This window comes from Serinicoccus marinus DSM 15273, assembly GCF_008386315.1.
GTDB classification, from domain to species: domain Bacteria; phylum Actinomycetota; class Actinomycetes; order Actinomycetales; family Dermatophilaceae; genus Ornithinicoccus; species Ornithinicoccus marinus.
Genome location: NZ_CP043808.1, coordinates 1 through 15653, shown reverse-complemented (window position 1 = coordinate 15653; position 15653 = coordinate 1). Strand labels below are relative to the sequence as shown.

15 protein-coding genes, 2 tRNA genes and 1 pseudogene are annotated in these 15653 nt (G+C 71.1%); 6 read left to right on the top strand and 12 right to left on the bottom strand.

Annotation, left to right across the window (positions count from 1 at the left end):
• The first annotated feature begins 24 nt into the window (after positions 1 to 24).
• Positions 25 to 270, top strand: a complete 246-nt coding sequence (locus FU792_RS00080; protein WP_022923454.1) for a DUF6457 domain-containing protein — start codon at positions 25 to 27, stop codon at positions 268 to 270.
• A gap of 178 nt (positions 271 to 448) precedes the next feature.
• Here the strand turns inward: FU792_RS00080 and FU792_RS00075 are convergent.
• The 4 genes from FU792_RS00075 to FU792_RS17465 all read right to left on the bottom strand — a co-directional run bounded on the left by FU792_RS00075 (position 449) and on the right by FU792_RS17465 (position 1178).
• Positions 449 to 521 (bottom strand) — tRNA-Ala (locus FU792_RS00075).
• 62 nt (positions 522 to 583) lie between these two features.
• A complete protein-coding gene (locus FU792_RS16565; protein ID WP_157609162.1) occupies positions 584 to 727 on the bottom strand; it encodes a DLW-39 family protein in 144 nt (47 codons plus the stop codon).
• Positions 728 to 755: 28 nt separating this feature from the next.
• Positions 756 to 832: transfer RNA gene (locus FU792_RS00070), tRNA-Ile, on the bottom strand.
• 34 nt (positions 833 to 866) lie between these two features.
• Positions 867 to 1178: a hypothetical protein gene (locus tag FU792_RS17465; protein ID WP_238706015.1), complete on the bottom strand. Its 312-nt coding sequence runs from the start codon at positions 1176 to 1178 to the stop codon at positions 867 to 869.
• On the opposite strand from FU792_RS17465, the gene FU792_RS17460 reads away from it, so the two are divergent.
• From FU792_RS17460 to FU792_RS18255, 5 genes are all read left to right on the top strand, one after another.
• Positions 1119 to 1697, top strand: a complete 579-nt coding sequence (locus FU792_RS17460; protein WP_275100731.1) for an ATP-binding cassette domain-containing protein — start codon at positions 1119 to 1121, stop codon at positions 1695 to 1697. The two genes, FU792_RS17465 and FU792_RS17460, sit on opposite strands and share 60 nt — an antisense overlap.
• Positions 1698 to 1871: 174 nt before the next feature.
• Complete coding sequence (locus FU792_RS00060; protein ID WP_149814438.1) at positions 1872 to 2351, top strand: ABC transporter permease; 480 nt, start codon at positions 1872 to 1874, stop codon at positions 2349 to 2351.
• Between the two features lie 7 nt (positions 2352 to 2358).
• Complete coding sequence (locus FU792_RS00055) at positions 2359 to 2595, top strand: helix-turn-helix transcriptional regulator (protein ID WP_022923457.1); 237 nt, start codon at positions 2359 to 2361, stop codon at positions 2593 to 2595.
• Positions 2596 to 2664: 69 nt separating this feature from the next.
• On the top strand, positions 2665 to 3366 hold the full coding sequence (locus tag FU792_RS00050) for a universal stress protein (protein ID WP_149814437.1): 702 nt from the start codon (positions 2665 to 2667) through the stop codon (positions 3364 to 3366).
• Entirely contained in the window at positions 3293 to 3562 is a 270-nt protein-coding gene (locus FU792_RS18255) for a universal stress protein (protein WP_161600293.1), read from the top strand. The genes FU792_RS00050 and FU792_RS18255 overlap by 74 nt, the downstream gene beginning before the upstream one ends.
• Positions 3563 to 3575: 13 nt before the next feature.
• On the opposite strand, the gene FU792_RS00040 is transcribed toward FU792_RS18255, so the two are convergent.
• From FU792_RS00040 to dnaA, 8 genes and pseudogenes are all read right to left on the bottom strand, one after another.
• Positions 3576 to 4331 (bottom strand): DUF3566 domain-containing protein, encoded by a 756-nt coding sequence (locus tag FU792_RS00040; RefSeq protein WP_022923458.1) that lies wholly within the window; start codon positions 4329 to 4331, stop codon positions 3576 to 3578.
• Positions 4328 to 6888 (bottom strand): annotated as a pseudogene (gene gyrA, locus FU792_RS00035) (DNA gyrase subunit A). The gene FU792_RS00040 and the pseudogene gyrA overlap by 4 nt, the downstream one beginning before the upstream one ends.
• 223 nt (positions 6889 to 7111) lie before the next feature.
• On the bottom strand, positions 7112 to 9232 hold the full coding sequence (gene gyrB, locus FU792_RS00030) for a DNA topoisomerase (ATP-hydrolyzing) subunit B (RefSeq protein WP_149814915.1): 2121 nt from the start codon (positions 9230 to 9232) through the stop codon (positions 7112 to 7114).
• A gap of 291 nt (positions 9233 to 9523) precedes the next feature.
• Complete coding sequence (locus FU792_RS00025) at positions 9524 to 10084, bottom strand: DciA family protein (protein ID WP_237739960.1); 561 nt, start codon at positions 10082 to 10084, stop codon at positions 9524 to 9526.
• Complete coding sequence (gene recF, locus FU792_RS00020) at positions 10081 to 11325, bottom strand: DNA replication/repair protein RecF (protein WP_033418344.1); 1245 nt, start codon at positions 11323 to 11325, stop codon at positions 10081 to 10083. Before recF ends, FU792_RS00025 begins: the two co-directional genes overlap by 4 nt.
• Positions 11326 to 11368: 43 nt before the next feature.
• Positions 11369 to 12349: a phosphogluconate dehydrogenase (NAD(+)-dependent, decarboxylating) gene (gnd, locus tag FU792_RS00015; protein ID WP_022923461.1), complete on the bottom strand. Its 981-nt coding sequence runs from the start codon at positions 12347 to 12349 to the stop codon at positions 11369 to 11371.
• 42 nt (positions 12350 to 12391) lie between these two features.
• The gene (gene dnaN / locus FU792_RS00010) at positions 12392 to 13525 is read right to left on the bottom strand and encodes a DNA polymerase III subunit beta (RefSeq protein WP_022923462.1); all 1134 of its coding nucleotides are present in this window, start codon (positions 13523 to 13525) and stop codon (positions 12392 to 12394) included.
• A gap of 523 nt (positions 13526 to 14048) precedes the next feature.
• Positions 14049 to 15554: a chromosomal replication initiator protein DnaA gene (dnaA, locus tag FU792_RS00005; protein ID WP_022923463.1), complete on the bottom strand. Its 1506-nt coding sequence runs from the start codon at positions 15552 to 15554 to the stop codon at positions 14049 to 14051.
• Positions 15555 to 15653 lie beyond the last annotated feature (99 nt).

Below are 15653 nucleotides of genomic sequence, written 5' to 3'. Positions count from 1 at the left end.
CCTGAGGGCGCGACGATGGGGCCCATGAGATCCGTCGAGGGCATCGAGACGCAGTACCGGGAGTGGCTGGACGCCGTGGGGGCGGTCGCCGGCGGGCACCTGGACCTCAGCACGATCGAGCGCGTGCTCAACCTGGCCAAGGACGTCGCCCACGACGCCGCCCGGCCGCTCGCACCGGTCGCCGCCTACGCCCTGGGGATCGCCGTAGCCGGCGGCGCCGACCCCGACGAGACCGCACGGCGCATCGCGGGGCTGGGTGGGTCGGACTGAGCGCTGCGCAGGACGTTCTGTGAACCGGACCGCGAGATCGGATACGCACGACGGGAGTCGCGCGTAACCGCATACCTGCAGGTCACGGCCATAATCGACGCGTTTGCAGCCGTACTTTCCTGGGGTACGGGCATGAAAGAGGCCCTCCCCGCGGAGCGGGAAGGGCCTCTGACCAGGGTGGAGGCGACCGGACTCGAACCGACAACCCTCTGCTTGCAAAGCAGATGCGCTACCAATTGCGCCACGCCCCCGAGGGGTATGCAGTTGTGCCGCGCGGGAAGCCGCGCAGGGGTGGACCAAGCGGTCCTGGGGGTTACTGGCCGGGCTGGCCCGGCACGTCGTCGGTGGCCTCGGCCCAGAGGTCGCGCTCGGCCTGCCGGTCCTGCACCCGCTTGAGGGCCACCAGACCGGCCGCGGCAGCGGCCACCATGAGGAAGCGCTTCATTGTCTCGATCATCTCCTGGGTCGACGACGACGCCGGTGGGTGGTGGGCCTAACTGGACTTGAACCAGTGACCTCTGTCTTATCAGGACAGCGCTCTAACCGACTGAGCTATAGGCCCGCACACGTGCACGCACGCGAGGATCGAGGTTACCTCACCCGCCAGAGCGCGACCAAAACCCGAGTGCCGTGACCTCGTCATGGCCTACGGCGAGCATGTCGTCCTGGACGGGTTGGACCTCGCCGTCCCACGCGGCCAGGTCGTCGCGCTGCTCGGCCCCAAACGGTGCCGGCAAGACCACGACCGTCGAGATCCTGGAGGGCTTCCGCCAGCCGTCCAGCAGGAGGGTGAACGTCCTGGGGACGGACCCGGCCGCAGCGCCGGAGTCGGGCGCTCGCGCGTCGGCGTGGTCCTGCAGAGGGCGGGACCATGGCACCTGGAAGGTCCGCGACCTCGTCGACGTCATCGGCGCCTACTACGCGCCCACGGCACGGCACAGGTCCCGCGCCCGTGGCCGACCGAGGAGCTCCTCGCCCGGGTGGGTCTGGCCGACCACGCCGCGCAGCGGATCGACAGGCTGTCCGGAGGTCAGCGCCGGAGGTTGGACGTCGCCGTCGGCCTGGTGGGCCGACCCGAGCTGCTCTTCCTCGACGAGCCGACCACGGGGCTCGATCCCGCCGGCCGCCGCGACGTGCACGACCTCGTCGCGGATGGCACGCCGGACGCCCTACGGCTCCAGCTCTCGCGCTCCAGCGAGGTGCGCCTTCGAGACCGGGCCACGGGCGAGGTGAGCGTGCACGCCAAGGCGGACCCCACGGCATACCTGACGCAGGTGCTGACCTCTCGCCCGGGCGAGGTGGAGGTGCTCGAGGTGCGCGCCGCCTCGCTGGAGGACGTCTACCTCGATATCGTGCAGCGCTCCGGGGCCGCCGATCCCGACACCCGGCCCACCCTGGACCCGACTCCGCTGGAGGCCCTCCGATGAGCACCATCCCCCGCGCCGTCGTCGGCGCCGCTGCGCGGCAGGCGCGGATCACGTTGATCCGCAAGTACACCTCCGCCAACGGCATCACCACCGTCATCATGTCGCTGCTCGTCCTGGTCGTGATGTGGTTCCTGCGCGACCTGGAGTTCGGCGCAGCCCAGGTGGGCGCCGGCGATGGTCGGGGCCGCGGTGCTGCTGCCCGAGCTGAGGGAGACCGGGCCGGGCCGGTGGCTGCTGCTGGGCCTCGTCTTCCTGCTGGGCGTCGTGGCGATGCTGCCCTGGGGCGCCGTGCTCGGATCGGTCTTCCGCACCATGATGGGGCTGGCCTGGGCGATGATCTCGATGTATGCCGTCGCCGCCCTCTCCGGCGTCTTCTATCCCGTCGCGGGGTGGCCGGCGCCGCTGCAGTGGCTGGCTCAGCTCAGTCCGCTCTACTGGATCGGCGTCGCGGTGCGTTCGGTGCTGCTGCCAGAGAGCGCGGCGGCCGCCGAGGTGGGGGGGAGTTCCGCCTCGTGCTGGCGCTGGGGGTGCTCCTCGCCTGGGCCGTCGTCGGGGTGCTCGTGGCTCCCGTGCTGCTGCGGCGGATGGCGCGGCGTCAGTCCGGCAGCGCGGTGCAGGCGGCGCGCGAGCGGGGTGCTCGCGAAGGGATACTGATCCCGGTATGCCGAGCGAGTCAGAACCGCTGCACAACCGGATCGCCGTGCTCCGGGTGGACCGTGGCATCAGCCGGCGGGAGCTGGCGCAGGCGCTCGGGGTCCACTACCAGACGGTGGGCTACCTCGAGCGTGGAGAGTACAGCCCGTCCCTCCTGCTGGCGCTGCAGATCGCGGAGTTCTTCGAGCTCCCGGTCGAGGCGGTCTTCAGCCGCTCCCCCTTCCCCCCGGTCGGTCGGGGCTGAGCAGGGCTTCCCCACCTGCCGCGTCTCTACTACACTGTGTCATAGATCGTGACGAAGGAGTGGTGGATCATGACCGACCAGAACGGAAGCTCGGCACGCCCCCTGGTGGTGGGCTACGACGGGTCCGAGAGCGCGGAGCAGGCGGTGCGCTGGGCGGCGGGAGCAGCGGCTCGGGCCCGGCAACCGCTGGTCGTGCTCCACGCGGCGGACCGGATCGTCTACGCCCAGGACGAGGTCGCGGGCCTGTGGGACCCGGAGAAGGTCCGACAGGCCTCGCTGCGGGCGGCCGAGGCGGGTGCACAGCTCGCCCGCGAGCAGCAGCCCGAGGTCGACGTCTCGGCCCGCTCCTCGCTGCTCAGCCCGCGACAGGCCCTCGACGAGGCGTCGGCGCAGGCCGCCGGTGTGGTCGTCGGGACCCGAGGGCTCGGACGGGTGCGGCGGGCCCTCGTCGGCACCACCACGGCCTACGGGATCACCGGCCACTCACGGTGCCCGGTCACGGTCGTCCCGCACGACGCCCCCGTCCCCGGCCCCGGGAGCCCGGTGGTGGTGGGCGTCGACGGGTCGGTCAGCGGGGACCGGGCCCTGGAGGAGGGTCTACGTCAGGCGCAGCTGTGGGGAGCCGAGCTGCGGCTGGTCTGCAGCTGGGAGCGACCGCACGAGGACCCCTGGGGCCTGCCCCCCGGGCTACCGCACGATCGAGGACGCGGGGGAGGCCGCACTCGCCCGGGCCCAGGAGGTCGTCCGGCACGCCGCCGACCATGTCCGTGAGCGCGACGAGAGGCTCACCGTCAGCACGGACACGCCGTCCGGCCGCACCGAGGAGAGCCTGCTGGCCGCCACCGAGGGCGCCGGTCTGCTCGTGCTCGGCAGCCGAGGGCACGGCCGGTTGTCGGTGATGGTGCTCGGGTCGACCACCTCGCACATGCTCCACCTGAGCGAGGTCGCGGTGCAGGTGGTGCCCTGAGCGGGCACCGGGCTCACTCGTCGGAGAGCGTCACCTGGGCGCCGCCGACGAGGGCGGCGCAGATGTTGTAGAGGAACGCCGACAGCGTCGCAAGCGCGGTGAGCAGGAAGACGTTGAGCACGCCGAGCACCGCCGCCAGCGACAGCACCCGGCTGAAGCCGAGGTAGTCGGTGAGGTCGATCGTCGGTCCGCTCGCCTCACCGCTGGTGATCTGGGTGAGGAAGTCGTTGATCGTGGAGAAGACGTTCATCCCCGACAGGACCGTCCACAGCACCGCGACCATGACCACGCCGGAGATGCCCAGGGCGACCGAGACCAGGAAGCTGATCTTGAGCACCGACCAGGGGTCGATGCGCTGCGCGGTCAGGCGGACGCGGCGAGGCCCTCCGCGCCGGGGGGCCGGTCGCGAGGGAACCCTGTTGCCCGAGGTGCGGGCCGTGCTGGCCGGTGCCCCGTCACGCGCCGCGGCACCGCGTCCGGCGGCTCCGCGGCCCGCGCTCGCCCCGGCTGCCGACCCGGAGGCCATGCCGGCGGTGGCCCCGCGCAGCGCACGAGCCTTGCGGGCGGCGAGGTCCCGTCCCTGGGCGGTCCGGGCGAGCGCGCCGTCCTTCATCTTGGCGGCGGCGGAGCGGCTCTCGCCTGAGGCCTGCCCGTCGGCGTCCGGCGCCGGACCGGGCTCCGTGGTCCCCTCGGGGCGCGCCTTCTCGTGCACCTGCGTCTCGTCGGTGGAGGACGCAGCCGACCCGGACGTCCCAGACGTGCCGCTCATGCTCCATCTCCCTCGGTGCTGTCGGTGTCGACCTCGGCGGTCGACTCGGACTGCTCGACCTGACCCGACGGTACGCCATCGCCCGCCACGGGCGGTGCATCCGCGCCGCCCACCGGCTCACCGCCGGCCTCGACGAGCTCCTCCTCGGCGGCAGCCTCGGCGTTGCGGGCGACCGCCACGATGGCGTCGCCCTTGCCCGGCCGGGCGAAGATGACCCCGCTGGTGTCGCGGCCCGTGACGCGCACGCCGTTCTCGCCACCCACCCGGGACCGCACGACGTTGCCGCGCTCGGTGAGGACGAGCACCTCGTCGGTCTCGTCGACGAGCAGCGCCCCGACGACCTGACCGGCCTTCTCGGTCGACTTCGCGACCTTGATGCCGAGGCCGCCGCGACCCTGCACGCGGTACTGCGAGACCGGGGTGCGCTTGGCCATACCCGACTCGAAGACCACGAAGACGAAGGGATCGGTGCCGGCCGCGACGACCTGCATGGCGAGCAGGTGGTCCTCGCCGCGGAACTTCATCCCGGTCACGCCCGAGGTCGCACGACCCATCGGTCGCAGCGTGTCGTCCGCCGCCGGGAAGCGGACCGACTGCCCACCGCCGGAGACGAGAAGCACGTCGTCGTCGCCGTGCGCCAGCGCGGCGCCGATGAGCTCGTCGCCCTCGCGCAGGTTCACCGCGATGAGCCCGCCGGAGCGGGCCGAGTCGTAGTCCGGCAGCCGCGACTTCTTGACCAGGCCGTTCTTCGTCGCGAGCAGCAGGTAGGGCGCCTGCTCGTAATCGCGCAGCGGCAGCACCGAGCGGATCGTCTCGTCCGGCTGGAAGGCCATGAGGTTGGCGACGTGCTGCCCCTTGCCGGTGGGTCCGGCCTCGGGGAACTCGTAGGCCTTGGACCGGTAGACCCGGCCCTGGTCGGTGAAGAACAGCATCCAGTGGTGGGTGCTGGTCACGAAGAAGTGCTGCACCACGTCGTCGGCCCGCAGCGCAGCGCCGCGCTTGCCCCGGCCGCCGCGGTTCTGCGCTCGGTACTCTCGCACCGGGGTCCGCTTGACGTAGCCGCCGCGGGTGATCGTGACGACCACGTCCTCCTCGGGGATGAGGTCCTCCATCGACATGTCGCCGTCGAAGAGGTCGATCTTGGTCCGCCGGTCGTCGCCGAACTTGTCGACGATCTCGGTCAGCTCGGTGGAGATGATCTCGCGCTGCCGCTCCGGCTTGGCCAGGATGTCCTCGAACTCGAGGATCTGCGCCTCGAGCTCGTCGTGGTCGGCCTGGATCCGCTGCCGCTCGAGCGCGGCGAGCCGGCGCAGCTGCAGGTCCAGGATGGCGCGCGCCTGAAGATCGTCGATCCCGAGCAGCGTCTTGAGTCCTTCGCGTGCCTCGTCCGCCGACGGGCTGCGCCGGATGAGCGCGATGACCTCGTCGAGCTGGTCCAGCGCCTTGAGGTAGCCGCGGAAGACGTGGATCTTCTCCTCCGCCTCCCGCAGCCGGAACTGGGTGCGTCGGACGATGACCTCGACCTGGTGCTCCACCCAGTGCCGGATGAAGGCCGAGATCGGCAGCGTGCGCGGCACCCCGTCGACCAGGGCGAGCATGTTGGCGCCGAAGGACTGCTGCAGCTGGGTGTGCTTGTAGAGGTTGTTGAGGACGACCTTGGCGACGGCGTCCCGCTTGAGCACGATGACCAGCCGCTGCCCGGTGCGCCCGGAGGTCTCGTCGCGCAGGTCGGCGACCCCGGTGACCTTGCCGTCCTTGACAAGGTCGGCGATCTACTTGGCCAGGCTGTCCGGGTTGACCTGGTAGGGCAGCTCGGTCGCGACGAGGCAGGTGCGCCCCTGGATCTCCTCGACCTCGACGACGGCCCGCATGATGATCGAGCCGCGGCCGGTGCGGTAGGCGTCCTCGATGCCCTTCTTGCCCATGATGAGCGCTCCGGTGGGGAAGTCCGGGCCCTTGATAATCCCCAGCAGCGCGTCGAAGAGCTCTCCCGGGAGGCGTCCGGGTGCTGCAGCAGCCACTGCGCACCCTCGGAGACCTCGCGCAGGTTGTGCGGGGGGATCTGCGTGGCCATCCCGACGGCGATGCCCGCCGAGCCGTTGACCAGCAGGTTCGGGAAGCGCGCCGGCAGGACCGCGGGCTCCCGGGTCTTGCCGTCGTAGTTGTCGACCATGTCGACGGTGTCCTCGCGGATGTCGCGCACCATCTCCATGGCCAGCGGGTGCATCCGGCACTCGGTATAGCGGGGCGCCGCCGCGGGGTCGTCACCCGGGGTGCCGAAGTTGCCCTGCCCCTGCACCAGCGGGTGCCGCATCGACCAGTCCTGGACCAGCCGGACCAGGGCGTCGTAGATCGCGCCGTCGCCGTGCGGGTGGTAGTTGCCCATGACGTCGCCGACGACGCGCGAGCACTTGTTGAAGCCGCGGTCGGGGCGGTAGCCCCCGTCGTACATCGCGTAGAGCACCCGCCGGTGCACCGGCTTGAGCCCGTCGCGCACGTCCGGCAGCGCCCGGGAGACGATGACGCTCATCGCGTACTCGATGTAGCTGCGCTGCATCTCGGCGTTGATGTCGATCGGCTCGATCCGGTCGCCGGTGCCGGTCACCGCCGCCTCGAGGGCGGCGTCGGCGCTCTGGGCCCGGTGGAGGCGTCGGGGATCTCGGGCAGGTCGGGGGTCTGGTCGTCAGCCATGGGTCCTTCGGTATGCAGTCACGCGGTTCGGGGGGTGTGCGGGGGCCACGCGGTTGGGGGGTGTGCGGGGGGCGGAGCCCCCCGCATGATCAGATGTCGAGGAAACGCACGTCGCGGGCGTTGCGCTGGATGAACGCCCTCCGGGACTCCACGTCCTCGCCCATGAGGATCGCGAAGATCTCGTCGGCCTTGGCGGCGTCCTCCAGCGAGACCTGCAGCAGCACACGGGTGTCCGGGTTCATCGTGGTGTCCCACAGCTCGCCGTAGTCCATCTCGCCGAGGCCCTTGTAGCGCTGCACGCCGGTGTCCTTGGGCAGCCGCCAGCCCTTGGCCGCACCCTCCTCGAGCAGGGCGTTGCGCTCCCGGTCGGTGAAGGCGAACTGGTGCTCGGCGTTGGTCCACCTGATCCGGTAGAGCGGCGGCTGCGCGAGGTAGACGTAACCGGCCTCGATGAGCGGCTTCATGAACCGGAAGAGCAGCGTGAGCAGCAAGGTCCGGATGTGCAGGCCGTCGACGTCGGCGTCGGCCATGAGCACGATCTTGTGGTAGCGCGCCTTGGAGATGTCGAAGTCCTCGCCGATCCCGGTGCCGAAGCCGCTGATGAGCGCCTGCACCTCCTGGTTGGCCAGGATCTTGTCGAGGCGCGCCTTCTCGACGTTGAGGATCTTGCCCCGGATCGGCAGGATCGCCTGGTTGTGCGGGTTGCGGCCGCTCACCGCCGAGCCGCCGGCCGAGTCGCCCTCGACGATGAAGACCTCGGAGATCGTCGGGTCGTTGGACTGGCAGTCGCGCAGCTTGCCGGGCAGACCACCGGACTCCAGCAGGCCCTTGCGGCGGGTGGCGTCCCGCGCCTTGCGGGCCGCGATGCGCGCGGTCGCGGCCTGGACCGCCTTGCCGACGATCTCCTTGCCCTCGCGCGGGTGAGCCTGCAGCCAGTGCCCGAACTCCTCGTACATCGCCGTCTGCACGAAGCTGCGCACCTCGGAGTTGCCCAGCTTGGTCTTGGTCTGACCCTCGAACTGCGGCTCGCCGAGCTTGACGCTGATGACCGCGGTGAGACCCTCGCGGATGTCGTCGCCGGTGAGGTTGGGGTCCTTCTCCTTGAGCAGCTTCTGCTCCCGGGCGAAGTCGTTGACCAGCCGGGTGAGGGCCGAGCGGAAGCCCTCCTCGTGGGTGCCGCCCTCGTGGGTGTTGACCGCGTTGGCGTAGGTGTGGACCGCCTCGGTGTAGGCGCTGGTCCACTGCATCGCCACCTCGAGGCTGAGCATGCGCGCCTCGTCGGTGCTCTCGAAGGCGATGACGTCCTCGTGCACCGGCTCGCTGCGCTTGGACTTGTTGAGGTAGGTGACGTAGTCGAGCAGACCATTGTCGTAGCGGTAGGTGTGGTGCCGGCCCTTCACGGTGCTGGGCGAACCCTGGTCACCGTGCTCGACGCCGGGGGTAGCGCCGTCCTCGTCCTGCTCGCCCTCCCCGTCGATGGGGTCGTCGTCGAGGGCGTCAACGTCGGTCTCGACCTCGCTGGGTCGCTCGTCCGTCAGGGCGATGGTCAGACCCTTGTTGAGGAAGGCGGTCTGCTGGAACCGCGCCCGGAGGGTCTCGTAGTCGAAGTCGACGGTGTCGAAGATGTCGGCGCTGGGCCAGAAGGTGATGGTCGTGCCGCTCTGCCGCTCGGCGTCGGTCTGCGCCGCGCGCTCGGACAGCGGGGACTGCGGGACACCCAGGTGGTAGGTCTGGGTGGAGACCTTCCCGCGCTGGCGGACCTCGACGTCCAGCCGCTCGGACAGGGCGTTGACGACCGAGGAACCCACGCCGTGCAACCCGCCGGAGACCTTATAGCCGCCGCCGCCGAACTTGCCGCCGGCGTGGAGCTGGGTGAGCACGAGCTCGACCGCCGGCTTCTTCTCCACCGGGTGGATGTCGGTCGGGATGCCGCGCCCGTTGTCCCGGACCCGGACGGCGCCCGCCGCGGTGAGCGCCACGTCGATCCGGTCGGCCTCGCCCGCCAGCGCCTCGTCCACGGCGTTGTCGACGATCTCCCACACCAGGTGGTGCAGACCGCGCGGCCCGGTCGAGCCGATGTACATCCCCGGCCGCTTGCGGACGGCCTCGAGACCCTCCAGCACGGTGATCGAGGAGGCGTCGTAGGCCGAGGCGGTGGCCAGCGAGCCAGGGTCCCCGCTCCCCGCAGCAGCCTCCGGGAGCTCCGGCATCGTGACGTCGACCGCGGGGTCGCCCTCGACGTCGGCGCCGTCGTCGGGGCCTGGGCCGTGCTCTGGTCCGGCAGTGGACAAGGGGGCTCCTCGGGTGAAAGGGCAAAGACGCCTCAGTCTACCCTGCGGGCGCGCCGTTTCCGAGTTCCCACACCCTCCCCAGACCCGTCCGCGGCCCGAGAGGCCGGTTGTGAGCGAAGCAACCCCCAATCAGGGGTCCCCCCACGCGCGCGGTGCCTCGGGGCTCTCGTGGGGCGTCAGCCGTCGAGCACCGTCGCTGATCCCTACGGCTCAACCGTAGGTGTCCCGCGGCCCGCGACCGCCGGAGGAGAGCGGGCCCTTGCGCCAGTGCGGCCCCGCCGGTCCCTGCACCACGATCTCGCGCACGACGTCCTCGCCGATCAGCTCCTCGATCCGCCCGAGGACGGTGGAGGTCAGCAGCCGCATCTGGGTGGCCCACGCGGTGGACCTGGCCCGGACGGTCAGCGTGCTGCCCTCGAAGGCGACCACCTCGACGTTCGACGCCACCTGGTCGCCGACGATGGCACGCCACCGTCCCACCACCCCGCCGACCTGCACGTCGTCGGCCCAGCCCCGGCCGGCCACCAGGCGGTCGACCTCGTCCCCCAGGAGCTGCGGGTCACGCCGGCCGTCGGCACCGGGCTCGGTGGACGCCGCCCCCCGGTGGCGCCGGGTCCGCCCCGCGGCGCCCGGACGCAGCCCTTTGTCGCGGGCCGTTCGCCGCGCCCGGGTGAGGGCCTCACGCGCGGCGTCCATCGGCTCCGGCGCCGCCCCAGCGGCCTCGTCCGGTTCGTCCCCCGAGGTCTCGTCAGGGGCCTGTGCCGGGGTCACGGCACCGCACCCGGGGCCTGCTCGCGGCGGGAGACCGACCCCAGCTCCACGTCGAAGACCCTGGACCCCTCACCGAGCAGGCGGTCCGGGACGTCGGCCGCGACCGCCGCGGTCACGAGCACCTGCTCGCAGTCACCCACGAGGTCGGCCAGCCGCTCGCGCCGACCCGAGTCCAGCTCGGCGAAGACGTCGTCCAGGACCAGGACCGGGTCGGTGCCCAGGTCGTGGCGCAGCAGGTGGAAGCCGGCCAGCCGGAGCGCGAGCGCCAGGCTCCACGACTCGCCGTGACTGGCGTAGCCCTTCGCCGGGAGGTCACCCAGGGTGAGGCTGAGGTCGTCACGGTGCGGTCCGACCAGGCATACCCCGCGCTCCTGCTCCTGGCCGCGGAGCTCCTCGATCGAGCCCAGGAGCGCGGCGACCAGCTCGGTCTGCTCGGGAACCTCACCGGCCGCGAGCCGACCAGCCGTCTCGGACCCCTCGGTCAGGCTGCTGCGGTAGGTCGCCCGCGCGGGGGTGTCGCTGTCGCTGATGGTGCGGTATGCCTCGTCCAGGTAGGGCTGGAGGTCCCGCAGCAGCCGCAGCCGGGCATACAGCAGCGCGCCACCGATCTGGGCCAGCTGGTCGTCGAAGACGGCGAGCGTGGACAGCGCGGAGGATCGCGCGTCCTCGAGGCTCTCGCCGGGTGCCAGCCGGGGTCCGCCGGACCGGCGCGTGGGTGCCCGCCAGAGGTGGGCGGCCTGCTTGAGCAGCGCACCGCGCTGCCGGACCGTCCGGTCGTAGTCGGCCCGCACCGCCGCCCACCGCGGCTGACGGGCGACGAGCAGGTCGTCCAGGAACCGCCGCCGTTCCCCGGGGTCTCCCTTGACCAGCGCCAGGTCCTCGGGGGCGAAGAGCACACTGCGCAACGTGCCGAGCACGTCCCGTTGCCGCGCGACCGGCGAGCGGTTGAACCGGGCCCGGTTGGCCCGACCCGGCACGATCTCCAGCTCGACCAGGGACTCTCGGCCGTCCCGCACCACGGTCGCCCGGACGATCGCCGCCCCCGGGGCGCCCGCCCGTACGAGTGGGGCGTCCTGGGCGACGCGGTGGCTGCTGAGGGAGGCGACGTAACCGGCGGCCTCGACGAGGTTGGTCTTGCCCTGCCCGTTGCGCCCCAGCAGCACGGTGACGCCCGGGGCCAGGTCGACATCGGCGGCCGGATAGCTCCGGAAGTCGGCGATCCCGAGATGACTCAGGTGCACGCGCGTCGAGTCCGGTCAGGGCCGACTGCTGCGGCGGCCGTGCTCAGGAGCCGTCGCCGGGGCGGGACTCGCCCGGCTCGGCGTGCTTGGGCTCGGCGCCCTGGTGCACCTCGACCTGGTCGGCGTCGCGTGTCCCCTCGTCGTCGAGCATGCGCACCGCGTGCCCCCCGAACTGGCCGCGCAGTGCCGCCACCGCCTGCATGGCGGGGGAGTTCTCCTGGCGGGAGGCGAAACGGGCGAAGAGCGCGGCGCTGATGACCGGCATGGGCACGGCGTTCTCGATGGCCTCCTCGACGGTCCAGCGCCCCTCGCCGGAGTCCGTGGTGTACTCGTCGATGCCCTCGAGCTCGGGGGTCTCGCCGAGCGCGTTGACCAGCAGGTCCAACAACCAGGAGCGGACCACGGTGCCGCGGCTCCAGGCCTGGAAGCAGCCCTTGACGTCCTTGACGATGTCCTTGGCGAGGAGCAGCTCGAAGCCCTCGGCGTAGGCGTGCATGAGGCCGTACTCGATGCCGTTGTGCACCATCTTGGCGTAGTGGCCCGCACCGACGTCGCCCGCGTGGACGAAGCCCTCCTCGCGCGGGCCCTCCGGGCGCAGCGCGTCGAAGACGGGCATGGCCTTCTCCACGTCGGCCTCGCGGCCGCCGCACATGAGCCCGTAGCCGTTGTCCAGGCCCCAGATGCCGCCGGAGACCCCGCAGTCGACGTAGCCGATGCCCTTGGGCTCCATGAGCGCGTCCAGCTCACGGTCCTCGGTGTACTTCGAGTTGCCCCCCTCGATGATGAGGTCGCCCTCCTGCAGCAGCTCGCCGAGCTGCTCGACGGTCGACCGGGTCGGCTTGCCGTGCGGCACCATGACCCAGACGACGCGCGGCGCCTCGAGGGCCTCCACCATCGCCTCGACGCTGTCCACGTCGCGCAACTGCTCGTCGAGGTCGAAACCCACGACCTCGTGCCCCGCGCGGCGCAGCCGCTCGCGCATGTTGCCGCCCATCTTGCCGAGGCCGATCATGCCGATCTTCATGGTGCTCCTCCTTGGTCGAAACTGGACTGGCGCGTCGCCGCCTCAGCCGGCGAAACGCACCGGCATCAGGACGTAGCGGTAGCTGTCGTCGGCCTCGCCCTCGAGCTCGGGCTGGCCGGAGATGACGGCCGGACGGGAGGGCTGGGTGAAGGACAACCGGGTGTAGGGCTGCCCGAGCACTCCCAGGCCGTCGAGCAGGAACTGCGGGTTGAAGGCGATCTCGATCTCCGGTCCCTCGAGCGTGGACTCGACCGCCTCGCTGCCCTGGGCATCGTCCCCGGTGCCGGCCTCGATCGCCAGCTGACCCTCGGAGAACCGGAGGCGGACCGGGGTGTTGCGCTCGGCGACGAGGGCGACCCGGCGCACCGCCTCGATGAACGCCTGCGTGTCGACGACGGCGACGGAGTCCACCGAGGACGGGAAGATGGAGGTGACCTTCGGATACTCACCGTCCAGCAGCCGGGTGGTGGTGCGCCGCTGCCCTGCCTCGAAGGCGACCAGACCGTCACCGCGACCGGCCTCACCGAGGGAGAGGTCGACCGAGGCGCTGGCTCCCAGTGACTTGGCGGTCTCGGAGAGGGTGCGGGCCGGGATGAGGCAGACGTGGTCCGCGTCACTGCTGCCGGGGGACCACGTGAGCTCACGCTGCGCCAGCCGGTAGCGGTCCGTGGCGAGCATGGTGATCTTCTCACCGTCGATCTCCACCCGGACCCCGGTCAGGATGGGCAGGGTGTCACCGCGGTCGGCCGCGATCGAGACCTGGTTGACGGCCTGGGTGAAGGAGTGGCCGGGCACCGACCCGCTGGTCTCGGCCTGGCCGGGGAGCTGCGGGTAGTCGCCCACGGGCATCTGGATGAGGGAGAACCTGCTGGACCCGCAGGTCAGCGAGACCTTGCTGCCGTCCGTGGAGACCTCCACCGGCTTGGCCGGCAAGTTCCGCGCGATGTCCGCGAGCAGCCGCCCGAGGACGAGCACCTGACCGCCCTCGGAGACCTCTGCCTCGACGGTGACGGTCGCCGAGACCTCGTAGTCGTAGGCGGAGAACGTGAGGGTTCCCTCCGGGTCGGCGGTCAGCAGGACACCGGCCAGCACCGGGACGGGCGGACGGTTGGACAGGCCGCGGACGACCCACGCCACCGCCTCGGAGAGCACATCGCGCTCGACACGAAACTTCACGACACCTCGAACCTTCCGGACATGTTGGTCTTCGGGGCAACTCTGCCACGTCCGTCGGCCCCGCGCTGCCGCACGTCCCCAGGGACGCAGGGGAATGATCCGGGGATGACAAGGAACTCGTCATCGTCATCGGGGTTGTGGATGCTGTGGACAACCACGTCCGCGGACCGGCGTCCTCGCTGGTGGCGGGCCGACGCACCATGCCTGTCGAGCTGTGCATGCCCGGTGGACGTCCTGCGCGGTCGCGCGGGGCCTCCTGGGGACGGTCGCGCAGCATCCCCAGCGCGAGATCCATCGCTCACCGCTCCTCCCCAGCCTGACCTGCGATGATCCGCAGTCTGTCCACACCCTGCGCACAGGGCCGGTGAGCGTCGCCTCCGACGGCGGATGGCATCCCGATCGAGACAGATGTGACGAAGGTGAACGCTGAGCAACAACGCACAGGGTTATCCACAGGTGTGGATACCGTCGGGTAAGGTGCGGGTCTCGACGGTGCTCGGTCCCGGGCACCGCAGGCGTCGGCTCAGCGCTGCGAGGCGCGGCGGATGCTGCCGGTGAGCTCGGCGATCTGGTCGTAGAGCGCCCGCCGTTCACCGATCTGGGCCCGGATCTTGCGCTCGGCGTGCATCACCGTGGTGTGGTCCCGACCGCCGAACGCCTGACCGATCTTCGGCAGCGACAGGTCGGTCAGCTCGCGGCAGAGGTACATCGCGATCTGGCGGGCGTTGACCAGGGTGCGCGAGCGGGAGGTCCCGCAGAGCTCGTCCACCGTGATCTGGAAGAACTCGGACACCTCGCGGATGATCGTCGCCACGGTGATCTGCGCCGTGTCGCTGCCGGGGACGATGTCCTTGAGGACGTGCGCGGCCAGGTCGGCATCGGCTCGTTGCGACGACAGCGACGCGAAGGCCGTGACCCGGATCAGGGCGCCCTCGAGCTCGCGGATGTTGGTGGTGATGCGGCTGGCGATGTGCTCGAGCACCTCGTCCGGCAGCTGCATCCCCTCCTGCGCCGCCTTCTTGCGCAGGATGGCGATGCGCGTCTCCAGGTCGGGGGGCTGCACGTCGGTGAGCAGTCCCCACTCGAACCGGCTCCGCATCCGCTCGGCGAAGCCGGACAGCCGCTTGGGCGGCTGGTCCGAGGTGATCACGACCTGCTTCTCGCTGTTGTGCAGTGTGTTGAAGGTGTGGAAGAACTCCTCGACGGTCTGCTCCTTGCCCTGCAGGAACTGGATGTCGTCCACGAGGAGGAAGTCGACGTTGCGGTAGCGCCGCTGGAAGGCGCCGGCCTTGTCGTCGCGGATGGAGTTGATGAAGTCGTTGGTGAACTCCTCGGAGTTCACGTAGCGCACCCGCACGCCCGGGTAGAGCCTGCGGGCGTAGTGGCCGATCGCGTGCAGCAGGTGGGTCTTGCCCAGCCCGGACTCGCCGTAGATGAACAGCGGGTTGTAGGCACGGGCGGGGGACTCGGCCACCGCGAGCGAGGCGGCGTGCGCGAACCGGTTGGAGGGGCCGGAGACGAAGGTGTCGAAGGTGTACTTCGGGTTGAGCCGCGCCTCGTCGGCCGCACCCGTGACCGCGGGACCGGCCGGCGTCGCCGGTCGCGGTATGCCGCTGGTCGCCGCCGACCGGGAGACGGCGGGGATGTCCGGCTCGCCCGGATCAGGAGCGGAGCTGGAGCTCGGCCCGGACGCCGGCCGGGTGAGGGACTCACGGGTCAGGGAGTCGTCCTCGGAGTCGTCCGCCTCGTCCTCCACGCGCTGGCGCAGGGCGTCGTCGACGGTGATCGCGACCCGGATCTCCCGGTTCAGCTCGCGCGACAGCCCGTCCTCGATGGGGCGGCGCAGGCTCGTCTCGAGCATCTCCTTGGTATGCGAGTACGGCACCGCCAGCAGCACCGTCGTGTCCAGCAGGCCGACCATCTGGGTGAGCTGCAGGAAGGCGCGTTCCCGAGCACCGATCCCCCCGGTCTCCAGCTCGTCCACCACCCGGGCCCACACATCCTCGGAGGTCGGCGCGGGCTGCGACATGGGCGGGCTCAGCCCCTCTCGGACCGGGTCAGGAAGCGACGGTGACGGTTGTCCACACACTTGTCCACAGGATGTGGATGACAGGGTGGGCATGTGCCG

Coding starts and splice junctions, on each gene's coding strand:
- FU792_RS00080 (WP_022923454.1), top strand. CDS start 25: ATGAGATCCGTCGAGGGCATCGAGACGCAGTACCGGGAGTGGCTGGAC.
- FU792_RS16565 (WP_157609162.1), bottom strand. CDS start 727: ATGATCGAGACAATGAAGCGCTTCCTCATGGTGGCCGCTGCCGCGGCC.
- FU792_RS17465 (WP_238706015.1), bottom strand. CDS start 1,178: ATGACGTCGACGAGGTCGCGGACCTTCCAGGTGCCATGGTCCCGCCCT.
- FU792_RS00060 (WP_149814438.1), top strand. CDS start 1,872: ATGGTCGGGGCCGCGGTGCTGCTGCCCGAGCTGAGGGAGACCGGGCCG.
- FU792_RS00055 (WP_022923457.1), top strand. CDS start 2,359: ATGCCGAGCGAGTCAGAACCGCTGCACAACCGGATCGCCGTGCTCCGG.
- FU792_RS00050 (WP_149814437.1), top strand. CDS start 2,665: ATGACCGACCAGAACGGAAGCTCGGCACGCCCCCTGGTGGTGGGCTAC.
- FU792_RS00040 (WP_022923458.1), bottom strand. CDS start 4,331: ATGAGCGGCACGTCTGGGACGTCCGGGTCGGCTGCGTCCTCCACCGAC.
- gyrB (WP_149814915.1), bottom strand. CDS start 9,232: ATGCCGGAGCTCCCGGAGGCTGCTGCGGGGAGCGGGGACCCTGGCTCG.
- gnd (WP_022923461.1), bottom strand. CDS start 12,349: ATGAAGATCGGCATGATCGGCCTCGGCAAGATGGGCGGCAACATGCGC.
- dnaA (WP_022923463.1), bottom strand. CDS start 15,554: ATGTCGCAGCCCGCGCCGACCTCCGAGGATGTGTGGGCCCGGGTGGTG.